8 protein-coding genes are annotated in these 12792 nt (G+C 42.0%); 4 read left to right on the top strand and 4 right to left on the bottom strand.

The features are described 5' to 3' along the window. Positions 1–164: 164 nt before the first annotated feature. Positions 165–1127, bottom strand: a complete 963-nt coding sequence (locus PSH48_RS06925) for a helix-turn-helix domain-containing protein (protein ID WP_273611195.1) — start codon at positions 1125–1127, stop codon at positions 165–167. A gap of 219 nt (positions 1128–1346) precedes the next feature. Between PSH48_RS06925 and PSH48_RS06930 the strand changes: the two genes are divergently transcribed. Genes PSH48_RS06930 through eat form a run of 3 tightly spaced genes read left to right on the top strand, consistent with a single transcriptional unit; the run spans position 1347 to position 5052 of the window. Further along, positions 1347–2750 carry an ethanolamine ammonia-lyase subunit EutB gene (locus PSH48_RS06930; protein ID WP_273611196.1) on the top strand — a complete coding sequence of 468 codons (1404 nt, stop codon included), beginning with the start codon at positions 1347–1349 and terminating at the stop codon, positions 2748–2750. After that, the gene (gene eutC / locus PSH48_RS06935; RefSeq protein WP_273611197.1) at positions 2750–3628 is read left to right on the top strand and encodes an ethanolamine ammonia-lyase subunit EutC; all 879 of its coding nucleotides are present in this window, start codon (positions 2750–2752) and stop codon (positions 3626–3628) included. The genes PSH48_RS06930 and eutC overlap by 1 nt, the downstream gene beginning before the upstream one ends. Before the next feature lie 20 nt (positions 3629–3648). Continuing rightward, positions 3649–5052 (top strand): ethanolamine permease, encoded by a 1404-nt coding sequence (eat, locus tag PSH48_RS06940; RefSeq protein WP_273611198.1) that lies wholly within the window; start codon positions 3649–3651, stop codon positions 5050–5052. Between the two features lie 138 nt (positions 5053–5190). On the opposite strand, the gene PSH48_RS06945 is transcribed toward eat, so the two are convergent. The 3 genes from PSH48_RS06945 to PSH48_RS06955 form a co-directional block, all read right to left on the bottom strand. Beyond that, positions 5191–6690: a phospholipase effector Tle1 domain-containing protein gene (locus PSH48_RS06945; protein WP_273611199.1), complete on the bottom strand. Its 1500-nt coding sequence runs from the start codon at positions 6688–6690 to the stop codon at positions 5191–5193. A 111-nt stretch (positions 6691–6801) separates the two neighbouring features. Further along, positions 6802–8892: a cupric reductase gene (locus tag PSH48_RS06950; RefSeq protein WP_273611200.1), complete on the bottom strand. Its 2091-nt coding sequence runs from the start codon at positions 8890–8892 to the stop codon at positions 6802–6804. 135 nt (positions 8893–9027) lie between these two features. Then, positions 9028–10332, bottom strand: coding sequence for an NAD(P)/FAD-dependent oxidoreductase (locus PSH48_RS06955; protein ID WP_029772829.1), 1305 nt, complete (start codon positions 10330–10332; stop codon positions 9028–9030). A gap of 503 nt (positions 10333–10835) precedes the next feature. Between PSH48_RS06955 and PSH48_RS06960 the strand changes: the two genes are divergently transcribed. After that, complete coding sequence (locus PSH48_RS06960; RefSeq protein ID WP_273611201.1) at positions 10836–12764, top strand: RecQ family ATP-dependent DNA helicase; 1929 nt, start codon at positions 10836–10838, stop codon at positions 12762–12764. The last annotated feature ends 28 nt before the right edge of the window (positions 12765–12792 follow it).

A 12792-nucleotide genomic window follows, 5' to 3' on the forward strand; every position in this document is an offset into this window, starting at 1 on the left:
GTTTGTGAGAATAGAAAGTCAGGGCTTTATCTACGGAGCAGTATTAAATACTAGGCGCAAAGGCAAGCTCACTGACTTCGATGTGATAAATGATAGCTAATCATTTATCAACGAGAGATACAAGGCGCGAAGCTTGCTCGCGCGCGATGCGCAGCATTTAATACTCAAAGGCCACTTTCTTTTAAATTATTGGCGATGGTTTGAGAGGGGTTTTCACCAAATAACTGCGTGTAATCTTTAGTAAATTGCCCTGCGTGCCAAAACCCCCAATTGGCCGCTATGATTGATATAGGCTTAGTTTGTCCAACCACTTTAAGCTCGCGCCTTACATTGTTAAGTCGAGTTAAACGTAAAAACCTAAGCGGGTTAATACCTAAAATGCTTTCGAAACTGTACTGCAACGTGCGCCTACTAACAAAAGTAAGCTCGCAAAGTTCGGTTATGGTTATTGTTTTTTGTGGGTTGGCTGCCACGTACTCTTTTACTTTATCGACCACCGCTTTACGGTGTTTGTAGCTTGGGGCTATGTTTTGCTGCGGGTTATCGGCTTGCAATAAGTGTAGTGCTAACATACTAAGCATATCTTGCTGTGACTCTGGTTTAAGCCCAAAGCCTTTGTTTATAACCATACTGTTAATAATTTGCCTTGCTGTTTGCAGCGATGAGTCACTAACCGTTAAACGAGCAGATTGTGCAGATGATAGGTTTTTAATTGTTACGCCTTGTAACTGCGCCATGTACTCAATGGAATGCCAATCAATAACCAAACCGTAAATATCAAATTGCTCAGGGGTAATTAGCTCAAAGTCACTGCTGCTGGTACGGCACATAAATTGATTGCTCGCTACATCAAGGCCATTAATTTTGCTTTGTTGCGACTGACTCGGTATGCCAAGCCAAATAGAGTTAGGCGCTATGTTGCATTGCTGGCGAAGTGAGCGCTCGGTGTATTCTTTAAAAGCATGAATATCGTTGTAATTTACGCCTTCTATACAGCCATAAAAGCGGCCATCGCTTACTTGGTCGTACTTTTGCTGCCATTGAGTGAGGTTATGGGCTTGCTCGTCAATATCGTGCGTGTATACCTTGCTCTTTTGTGGTGCGTTGTTGCTGCCTTGCTGCGCCATATAGGTGATGCTCTTTTAAAGTAAACATATTTTTAGTTTAAGTGAATGCCAAATAAAGGCGTTAACTTACTGAAATAAAATAATAAAACGTGATTTGCCAAAATTCGATAGCCACTTGGTACAAATTAAGCCTTCTTGTGACTATTCAAAATTGATTTATAGCTTATATGAGGCAAGACCTATACCAAGGTTTGTAATATTAGTTATGCGGAGTAAATCATGGGGCATACGTACAGTTATACTTTAGGAACACATATTTATCAATTCAAGAGCTTAGCGCAGTTAATGGCTAAAGCTACGCCGCAGCGCTCGGGCGATAGGTTAGCGGGAGTTATTGCACAATCGGCACAAGAGCGCGCTGTAGCGCAGATGACATTGGCCGAAGTACCGCTAAAAACATTTTTAAACGATGTACTTATTCCCTACGAGCAAGACGAAATTACACGCCTTATTATTGACGAGCACGATGCAAACGCTTTTAAGCTTATATCGCACTTAACCGTGGGAGATTTTAGAAACTGGTTATTAAGTGATTTTGCAACGCCTGCGGTACTTGCAAGTGTTAGGCAAGCCATTACCCCTGAAATGGCCGCTGCGGTAAGTAAAATAATGCGTAATCAAGATCTCATACTTGTTGCTAAAAAGTGCCACGTAAAAAGCGCGTTTAGAAACACCATAGGTTTGCCTGGGCATTTATCAACCCGCTTGCAACCTAACCACCCAACCGATGACATAAATGGTATAGCTGCCTGCATGCTCGATGGCCTTTTATACGGCAATGGCGATGCGGTAATTGGCATTAATCCCGCCACCGACAACGTAGCGCAAGCCATTAAGTTAATGACACTGATGGATGATGTAATTCAAAAATACGAAATTCCGACACAAAGCTGCGTGCTTACCCATGTAACTAACACCATAGAATGCATAGAAGCAGGCGCGCCGGTTGATTTAGTTTTTCAGTCTATAGGCGGTACAGAAGCCACAAACTCAAGCTTTGGTTTTAATTTAAATACACTAGCTGAGGCGCAAGATGCTGCGCTGAGCTTAAAGCGTGGCACGGTTGGCAATAATGTAATGTATTTTGAAACCGGGCAAGGCAGCTCGCTTTCGGCTAATGCACACCATGGGCTTGACCAACAAACCTGTGAGGCGCGTGCTTATGCTGTAGCACGCAAGTTTAACCCTTTATTAGTTAATACCGTTGTAGGCTTTATTGGCCCTGAGTATTTATTTGATGGTAAAGAAATTACCCGCGCAGGGCTTGAAGATCACTTTTGTGCCAAGCTTTTAGGCATACCTATGGGGTGCGATGTGTGTTACACCAACCACGCCGAGGCCGACCAAAACGATATGGATAACTTACTCACCTTATTAGGCGTGGCGGGTTGCTCGTTTGTAATGGGGATTCCAGGCTCGGACGATATTATGCTTAATTACCAAACTACCTCATTTCATGATGCCTTATATGTGCGCCGAGTTTTAGGCTCGCGCCCAGCGCCCGAGTTTGAAGCGTGGCTTAGCAAAATGAAAATTATGGAAAATACCGCCGAGACTATTTTATCAAACACCTTACCAACTGCCTTTGCTAAGCCATTAAAAGCAGTACAAGGAGGGATGTAATGAAAGCGGTTAAAAGCATAAACACGCAAAGCATCAACGATCACGATAATGGCAAAGTGGTTGAAAACCCATGGAGCGATTTACGTCGTTTTACCGATGCCCGTATAGGCCTTGGCCGCGCAGGCATTAGTTTACCTACATCTGAAATGCTAGCGTTTCAGCTATCGCATGCTCAGGCGCGCGATGCGGTTAACTTTCCGTTAGATATTAGCGAAATGACAAAAACTCTCAGTGCTATTGATGCGCTTAGCGAGGTTGAAAAACCGCTAAGTGTACAAAGTGAGGCTGTTGATCGTGTTACCTATTTACAGCGCCCCGATTTAGGCCGAAAGCTAAACCAAGCAGGGCGTACAACGCTTTTAAATACTATGCAAAGTAGGCAAAGCAGTACACAGGCGCAATACGATTTAGCCATTGTGGTAGTTGATGGGCTTTCGTCGTTGGCGGTACAAAAAAACGCAGCGCCATTTATAAGCGAGCTTTTAAAGCAGCTTCCTACTGAGCCCTCACCTTACAAAATTGCGCCAATTACCCTAGTAGAGCAAGGCCGCGTAGCGATTGGTGATGACATTGGCGAGCTGCTAAATGCACAAGTTGTAATGGTATTAATTGGTGAGCGCCCGGGGCTTAGCTCCCCCGACAGCCTTGGCCTTTATTTAACGTGGGAGCCTAAAACGGGGCTAAATGATGCCTGTCGTAATTGTATTTCTAACATTCGCCCTGCAGGGCTTAGTTACTTTGAGGCTGCCCGAAGAGCCGTATATTTACTGCAAGAGGCCAAAAAGTGCGGGCTTACTGGGGTTAACTTAAAAGACAGAACACAAGACGATGTAATAGAGCATCAGGTTCAAACCACAAATTTTTTAATCGCGGAATAAAACCATAAAAAGAGGTCAATATGTCTAATAACAATAAAGAGTATCTTGCACAAAGGCAGTTAAAAAGTGGCACTGCGGGCTGGTTATTGCTTGCAGGGCTAGGGGTGTCGTATGTAATTTCGGGCGACTTTGCAGGCTGGAACTTTGGCATAGCCGAAGCCGGCTGGGGCGGATTTGCCATTGCTGCGGTGTTAATGGCAATAATGTATTTAACGCTGGTGTTATCGCTTGCTGAAATGTCGGCTGCAATTCCTGCTGCGGGTGGCGGTTACAGTTTTGCGCGTCAAGCAATGGGCCCTGCCGGGGGTTATTTAACTGGCCTTGCGGTATTAATTGAATATGCATTAGCCCCCGCCGCCATTGTTATATTTATTGGCTCGGCGGTTGAGGCGTTAACGGGTTTTAATGGCCCGTGGGTATATGCACTGTTTTATTTAACGTTTGTGGGTATTCACTTAGCGGGTGTGGGTGAAGCGCTAAAAGTAATGATGGTGATAAGTGGTTTAGCAGTATTGGCTATTATTGCCACCGCCGTGGCGTTAATTGCTAATTTTGACGCGGCTAATTTATTTGATGTTGCGGTAACTAATGCCGCAGGTGCAAATGAATTTTTACCACTTGGTTGGTATGGTGTGTGGGCTGCATTACCTTTTGCTATGTGGTTATTTTTAGCAGTAGAAGGCGTGCCGCTTGCAGCCGAAGAAGCTAAAAACCCAGCTAAAGATGTACCTAAAGGCATTATTGGCGCTATGTTATTTTTACTGTTTACCGCTTTACTTGTTGTGGTATTAGTTCCTGCTGCCGGTGGTGCAAACGCAATGGGCGCCAGTGCAGTTCCTTTAGTTGATGCGCTTAACGCCACGGGCAATACAAGCTTAGCCACTGCGGTAAATATTTTAGGCTTAGCGGGATTGGTCGCGTCGTTCTTTTCGATTATTTATGGTTATAGCCGTTTAGTGTTTGCGCTTTCGCGTGCGGGCTATTTACCGCGTTCGTTATCAATTACTACAGAGCGCAAAGTACCCGCGCGTGCGTTAATTGTACCCGCTATTTTTGGATTTATTGCCTCACTGAGTGGCGAGGGCGATTTAATGCTAGCTATGGCGGTGGTAGGTGCAACGGTATCGTATGCGTTAATGGCGCTGAGCCATATTATGTTGCGTATTAAGCAACCTAATTTAGCTCGCCCGTATAAAACGCCAGGTGGCGTGGTTACATCGGGTATTGCGTTAGTGTTATCGCTTATTGCATTAACGGGTGTGTATGCATTTGACCCTCGTGCATTTTTATACACCGTAGTGCTATTTGTGATTGGTGCAGCTTATTACTTTGGCTATAGCGCTAAGCATTTAGTCGCTAAAAGTGCAGATGAAGAGTTTGCTATGCTTGCCGATGCTGAAGCTGACTTAGCCGCCTCAAATTAAGGGGGTTAACACTAGGGTGAAAGCGCAAAATGCTAGTTGCTTCTCTAAAAACGAAGCAACTAACATCTTTGTGAATGCATTGGTTATATTTACGAGCTATCGCTCGTCACGCCAGCAAGCTGCGCACCTACAGCTCATTTAACTTATGCGGATTACTTTTACTTTTATTTTCCCTGCATTGGCGCCGTAAAATCGGCTTAAGTCATTGGCAAAGGGGCTAAATTCACCTGATTTAGTAATGGTTACTGTAGCGCCATTGGCTATTTCAAATAAATATTCGTCGTTATTGTTAATTGCGCCAACCAAAGAGAACCACTGCGCTCTTGGAAGTCGTCTAAATGGTTCAAGCAATGCCATGGGGATTTCTTTAACCCCTAATTGCACATTATCGCGGTGCCAGCCGCTTGCAGTGCATTTTATGCCGTCGTCATACCAAAATTGATTAGGGTAGGGTTCAAACTTATAAGTTGCGCCTTCAACTAACATAAGCCCGGTATTGTTATGTGCCTCGCTGGCAAACACTATTACATCTTGGCTTTGCGAAACTTGTAATACTCTCATGTTTTGGTTTTCAAGGGCAATGTGTTGGCTTAAACCAGTAAAGCTTAATGTGCTGTTATCGTTATACCTAATTTTGTAATGCAGGTTTTTAAGCGACTCTGGGCGATAGCTAGTTAGTTTATTAATTCGTGTAGCTACGCTTTGATGTATATGTGGTTCTAGGTTGCTGGCTTCGTTATCAATAAGTACATAGCACTCCCTATCCACCAATTTAAAAAAGGGATTAAACCAAAAGTAATTTTGCTGATGGCTTAAAGCCAGAGGATCGGGCGTTACGGTTACATCGTCTTGGTCAACTAATTTACTGCCAGGCAATAAGGTTTCGTAGTCAATGTCGTGGCTGGTTAATAAGCTAATATTAAGTGGTTGCTCAATTAACCATTCAAGCGCATAGCGCAGGCAAATATCAGCTAGGCCATCGCGGTAATAACCGCCGCCAATATCTGAATGCGCCCCTGCAAACCAAAGCTCGGTAATATTATTTTGATGGTTCATTAGGGTGGGTTCAAACGCACGGCGTTTTTCATCAAGTGCTACGCAGTGCAGTGCCTGCGAAATATTATTAGCAATGGTGTGGTTTTCAAATATTACATGCTCGGCACCGCGCGTTGCTTTACTGACTTTTGATAAACCTATTGAGGCCACGGTATCAAATACACATACGTAAACATTATCGTTAATTAAAGGCTCTAGGATTTTTGCAAAACGCCGAGCGAGCGCGCCGCCTCGGCTAAAGCCGGTAAGTAAAAGGGTATCGCCGAGTTGGTAATGCGCTTTAAAATCACTCATGGCTTGATTTAAAATACTAGCAACATCGTCACCACGTGGCGCTAAAGTTTGGTTCAAAATACGTTTTAAGCGGCTACCTTTAGTGCCAATACCTTGATAATAAAAACTAAGTTGGTTTGTAAATGGAGTGGTGGGGGAGTCATCGAGTTTGCCGCCTAATAATAAATGCAGCTTAAGAATATTAGAAATACTACTGTCTTCTTTAAAATGGTCTGAGCTAAATTGCTCTGCATCGCGAGGCTCGCCCCCAGTACCATCAAAATTAAAAATTAGCGTTTTACCCGTCATAGCCCTAATCCTTTAATTGTTTTAAATACTCTACACAGGCAATGTTAAATATTAAAGACATTAATTTTTCAAATAGCACGCTAAGAGGCGTTAGCGTGCTTAGCGGGTTATTTAGTGATTATCAAACATATAATGATTTAGCTCTGTGCCCTGGGCAGGCTTAAGCGCTGGGTTTAGCTGAATTAACTGCTGATAAACCTCAGGGTAAAACATTTTTAATCGTGCTACGCGGGCTAAGTGGTTTGGCTCAAATTTTTCCACAAGCTGCAAAGCTAAAGGAATCATTGGGCTTAACTCCCCTTTTGTATAACTTTGCTCTAGTGCTAAGTCGAGTATATCTACGCCAAGCTTACTTGGGTCAGCCGGTATTTTATTATCAATTAAAAATTGTACTGCCTCAGAAGAAGACGATGCAGCTTGTGTATAAACGTCGCGCCCATGTATATCGGTAATCGAAAAATCAAAACCCGCCTGTGCGAGTGCTTGCCAATGATTTAGCGAAAAGCGGCTTAATCGTGTTAACTCACGCGGTGGCTTAGGGTTTATGCGGTTTTGCCAAGTAGTGATTAAATCATCAGGGTTTAAGAGTAATAAAGAAAAAAGCGTATCGGTTTCGGCTTGAGTTAATACCGTACTGAGGCTGTATTCATAAGCTTTTTGATATTCTTTCTTAGATAAATATTCGTTAAATGTGCTTTGGCTTCTATCGTTTGAAAGCTGGTTACTCAGACTACTCCACCAATAATTGACTAAAACAGGGTCTATATCGTGCAAAACACGTACAAAGTTAGATCCGTGCTTATTTTTAACCTGTTGAACTTTATCATAAGCTTGCATTACTGTGTGCAGCTGCTCTGTATCTTTTAACTGTTGTTGTAACAGCTCACAGTTTTGCCTTTTATTGTTTAGCTGCGCTTTTTGCTGCTTTAAATCTACTAAAAAAAGGGCAACATCAGAATTATCAGGCTCAGTTATTTGGGGTAACGCGTTATTGTTAATTTTACCAATAGGGCTAAAGTAAGCGTATTGCGCTGGGTTGTCCTGCTTATTAATATAGGCCCCTTGCTGGTAAATAAAGTCATTTACAAAAAATACCCCTTTGCTATTTAGGTCTTCATTCGCATTGCCGCTATGTGCTTTGTAACCACGCTTTTTAAGATAATCTAAAAGCTGGGTGTGCTTAGTATCTAATGGGGCTAGGGTTAAGTTACCGCTTTTAGGCAGGTTTACAATAGCCACGTCTAAACCTGTAAATAGGCCTGGCTCGTTGGTTGGCGTAACGCCTTTTGTTTGCAGTGCTTTTACAAGAGGTAAATTAAATTTACTGACCGCAATATCGGCTAAGTTATATAAAACAGTGTTTTTTTCGTATAACGGCATGGCATCTAGCACGGGAACTTGCTGTAAAAGCGCAATAATATACTCATTTGGAATATCGTTTTTTATAGCGGTAGCCACTTCATTCACTGTAAATTGGTTAGATGAAATTGCCTGCTCAAACTCTTTTGGCGTAAATTTATTTGCATTAAGCACAAACAATGTCGCCGGAGAAATTACCTCACTGCCTTCAAGTTTAATAAACGTTTTAGAGTAAGTGGTAAATGTATCGGTGTTGCTTAATAAAGCGTAAAGCGTTTCTTTTTGTACATTTTCATCAAGGGGTACACTCAGAGTAAGTCCTGGAGGGTTATGCTTATTATCTCCAAGCTGTTGTATCATTTCTTTTACTTTATCATTGGTGAAGCCCTTAATAGCCTCAATACCTTGCCAATTAGCTAACTCGTTTAAAGAGCTAGTAATGTTAAGTTGCTGCTTTTGCTCTGCAATAATGGCATCTTTTAAAAGGGCAATGTATGTACGCTGATTGATTTTTGATAAATCTGTATACTTTAAAAGCGTGGATACCGATGTCCCTTTTTTAAGTTCACTTACAAAAAATGAAACAAGCGACTGATTCAATGTTTGTACTTTATTGCTTTGTTGTTGTGACTGATCTCTACACAGGCTAATCTGTTTTTTTAGTTTATTTACTACCTGTAGCGGTGAGTCCTCATTTGGCTGCTTTTTATTAACTACGCTGGTCTGAGAGGTGGTTGGTTTCACTTGAGCTGCTTGCTCTACAGCTACAGAGTGCGGTTGAGTTTGAAAAAAATAAACAGCTAAAGCAGTGATTATTACAATCCCAAAAAGTATTTTTTTCATTAGCGTCAATCCCTTGAATTACAATTACATCTAACTGCATGGTACTATTTTAGATACGCATAATGCAAAAAAGCTTTAAAGGATAACTTACATTACCTATTAAAGCTTTTTGACTATTTAGCTGCTGTTTATGTATTAATGCAGTTTCATTTTAGGGCGTACTACGCGTAGTACTTTTTCGCTTATCCATAATGCAAAGGTTTTTGCGCTGCCGTGTATGGCGCGCTGGTGCATGCGATACAGTGATATATACATAAAGCGAGCAATTTTACCTTCTATAAAAAAGGTATTGCTGGTTAAGTTACCCATTAAATTACCTACCGTACTGTAGCGCGATAAGTTAACGAGCGAGCCATGGTCGCTATATTTAAAGCCGCATAATGGCTGTTGTTTTAACGTGGCAATGAGGTTTTTTTCTACACATAGCGCCATTTGATGCGCCGATTGCGCACGCGGTGGAACAAGCTTTCCGTCTTCTTGGGTAAAGGCGCAGCAATCACCAATAACAAAAATGCTTTCATCTACGGTGCTTTGTAAAAACTCGTTTACTTGAATTTGGTTACTGCGGGTAAGATCAAAAATACCTAAATCTTTAATAAAATCTGGCGCTTTTACACCTGCAGCCCATACCATTATATCTGCGTCTATGTGTTCTTCGTCTTTTGTTATAAACCCTTGTTCGGTGGCTTCTTTTACCAGTGTTTGCTCTCGTACGTTTACGCCGAGTTTTAATAACTCGCGCTTTGCGCTATCGGCTATGCGCTCGGGTAGGGCGGGCAAAATACGGGGCCCCGCTTCTATTAAATGAATATGTAAACGCTTAGACGACATATTTGTAAGGCCGTAAAGCTTTAATAATTCAGATACATGGTAAAGCTCTGCCGAGAGCTCAACGCCGGTTGCGCCGCCGCCCACAATGGCAATATTTAATGATTGCTGTTGGTTGTCGTCTTGGTGAAGGCGAGTAAAGCTGTCGAGTAGAGAATGCTGAAAACGCTCAGCTTGCTGATTTGAGTCTAAAAAGTAGCAATGATCTTTTATGCCTGGGGTATTAAAGTCGTTGCTTACGCTGCCAATGGCAATAACAAGGTGGTCGTAGCGTACGCTGCGCTGCGGCAAAATAGTGTGGCCTAGCTCATCAAGGTGCGGTGCAAGGGTAATGGTTTTATTGCTTTGGTCTATATCGCAAAATGTACCAAGCTGAAAATTATAATGATGTTTTGCAGCGTGGGCTGAATACACAACGCCATCTAAATCGGGGTCAATAGAACCTGTCGCTACTTCGTGTAGTAACGGCTTCCATATGTGGGTGCGGTTTTTATCAATTAAAAGAATTTCGGCTTGTTTTTTCTTCCCTAATTTATGCCCTAATTGTGTTGCCAGCTCTAGTCCGCCTGCGCCACCGCCAATAACGACGATTTTAGGTTTAGTTATATTCATAGCAATGCCCTTAAAAAATAATATACCCAAATAATCTGCTTATAACGCTTATAAAAAATCACTTGGGTATACAAAATTAGCTTGGCTGTTAACACCATTGAGCATCTGCTGCGTATTTTGCGCCTAAATAAAACATATGTCAGCAATTGATAAGCTTATTTGTTGTATACTAAGGTCTAAATTGCCTCAATATGAAAAATTTAGCGCTTTACAGGGGCCTAATATAAAGGCGTTACTTTACATAAAAGGCAGCTTGCTTTTAATAGGGTATAACGCTGACACTAAATGCTTTTAAGTATTTTAATCTATTGATTTAAAGTATGTTTTAGTGATTTGTTGATTATTGCAATAAAGCCGCTAATACTTGCAATCTATGCTTTATCTAAATTGCTTTTAATGCCAACAGACACTCTTATATTGAGATGCTTTGGGCTATATGCAAATATTTCATTTACGTTGCACTTTTGCTGTTAAAGCCCATTCCCTAGCCAAAAAGGATATTTATGACCACGCCATTAATTAAATCACTTGAGCAGCATTTTGGTTTTAGCCAATTTAGAGCAGGGCAACAGCAAACCATTGAGCAGCTTTTAAATGGGCAATCGTCACTGGCTATATTTCCTACGGGGTCGGGTAAGTCGTTGTGTTATCAGCTAACAGCTATGCATTTACCAAACTTAACCTTGGTGGTGTCGCCTTTACTTGCATTGATGAAAGATCAAATTAGCTTTTTAAATAGCAAAGGTATTTACGCGGCAAGCCTTGATTCGAGCCAAGACCAAATGCAAAGCAGCACCGTAATGAACGATGTGCGAAATGGTAAAATTAAAGTATTAATGGTGTCGGTTGAGCGTTTTAAAAACGAGCGTTTTAGAGAGTTTATAAGCCAAGTTGCGCTGTCTATGCTGGTGGTAGACGAAGCGCACTGTATATCTGAATGGGGCCATAACTTTAGACCCGACTACCTTAAACTACCGCGATACCGCGAAGAGCTAAATATTCCACTGGTACTATTACTCACCGCCACAGCCACTAAAAAAGTAAAACGCGACATGAGCGAGCGTTTTAATATTGCCCCTGAGTGTATTGTACAAACCGGCTTTTACCGCGCTAACCTCGATTTAAGCGTGCTAAGTGTAAAAACGGCTGATAAAAACACTGAGCTTACAAACATAGTGCGTGCGCAAAATGGCCCAGGTATTGTGTATGTAACGCTTCAGCAAAGTGCTGAGCAAGTGGCTAATACGCTAAGTGCGCAAGGTATTCAGGCGGTTGCGTATCATGCAGGGCTTGAAGATACACTACGCTGGCAAATTCAAGATGATTTTATGGCGGGTAAAATTAACGTTGTTGTGGCAACAATAGCCTTTGGTATGGGCGTTGATAAATCAGATATTCGCTTTGTTATTCATTACGATTTACCAAAATCAATTGAAAACTACAGCCAAGAAATTGGCCGTGCAGGGCGCGATGGCAACCCATCAAACTGCTACACCTTGGCTAATTTAGATGGCCTAAACACAGTTGAAAACTTTGTGTATGGCGACACCCCTGAGCTGAGCGGCATTGAATACGTAATTAACGATATTAAAGCCCAGCCGCAGCAATGGGAAATGCAAGAGTACAGCTTATCGAGCGAAAGTAACATTCGCCAATTAGCGCTTAAAACCTTGCTGGTACAACTAGAAATGCAAGGCGCAATAACGCCGCAATATGCTTACTACGCCGATTTTAAATACAAGTTTTTGGTTGATAAAAACGAGCTACTTAGCCAGTTTGACGACCAGCGCCAAGCCTTTTTAACGCAAATATTTAGCCACACCGATTTTAAAAAAATATGGGGCACGCTTAATTTTCACACCCTTACCCAAGCCGCCCAAGTTGACCGTAAGCGGGTTGTGGCCGCGCTTGACTACCTAGCCGAAAAAAACCTAATAACCCTTGAAACCAAACGTATTACCCAAGTTTACAAAGTGCATAGTGAGGTTATAAATAACCCTGAACTTGCAAAACAATTACACAGTTATTTTATCGAAAAAGAACAAGCCGAGATTAAACGTATAGCTGCATTGGTACGCTTTTTTGAGCTACAAAGTTGCTTAAGCTATAACTTGGCGCGTTATTTTGACGACCAAAATGCGCCAGCGCAATGCGGGCATTGTAGTGTATGCCGTGGTAATGCTGTAAAACTTGAATATTCAATAGAGCCTGCTCACATTGCCGATGACGTTGTTTATCAAAAAGTGGATGAGTTTTTAGCGCACATGACAACAAAAGGTATTCACAGTGTAGGTATTGAAACCCAGTGCCGCTTTTTAGCGGGCATGAGCGTGCCATTATTTGCACGTAATAAAGTACGCCAACTGAGTGGTTTTGCGCTTTGTGAGCAGATGCGTTACAGCGATATAAAAGCAAAACTACTAGCGCGTTAAATTAGTTACTGTATCCTAGTGGCTTATT

This window comes from Pseudoalteromonas sp. Angola-4, assembly GCF_028599265.1.
In the GTDB taxonomy this organism is placed as follows: Bacteria; Pseudomonadota; Gammaproteobacteria; order Enterobacterales; family Alteromonadaceae; genus Pseudoalteromonas; species Pseudoalteromonas atlantica.

Bases quoted from the DNA above. Each gene is read 5' to 3' on its own strand.
- PSH48_RS06930 (WP_273611196.1), top strand. From the start codon at position 1,347: ATGGGGCATACGTACAGTTATACTTTAGGAACACATATTTATCAATTC.
- PSH48_RS06955 (WP_029772829.1), bottom strand. From the start codon at position 10,332: ATGAATATAACTAAACCTAAAATCGTCGTTATTGGCGGTGGCGCAGGC.
- PSH48_RS06925 (WP_273611195.1), bottom strand. From the start codon at position 1,127: ATGGCGCAGCAAGGCAGCAACAACGCACCACAAAAGAGCAAGGTATAC.
- PSH48_RS06945 (WP_273611199.1), bottom strand. From the start codon at position 6,690: ATGACGGGTAAAACGCTAATTTTTAATTTTGATGGTACTGGGGGCGAG.
- eat (WP_273611198.1), top strand. From the start codon at position 3,649: ATGTCTAATAACAATAAAGAGTATCTTGCACAAAGGCAGTTAAAAAGT.
- eutC (WP_273611197.1), top strand. From the start codon at position 2,750: ATGAAAGCGGTTAAAAGCATAAACACGCAAAGCATCAACGATCACGAT.
- PSH48_RS06960 (WP_273611201.1), top strand. From the start codon at position 10,836: ATGACCACGCCATTAATTAAATCACTTGAGCAGCATTTTGGTTTTAGC.
- PSH48_RS06950 (WP_273611200.1), bottom strand. From the start codon at position 8,892: ATGAAAAAAATACTTTTTGGGATTGTAATAATCACTGCTTTAGCTGTT.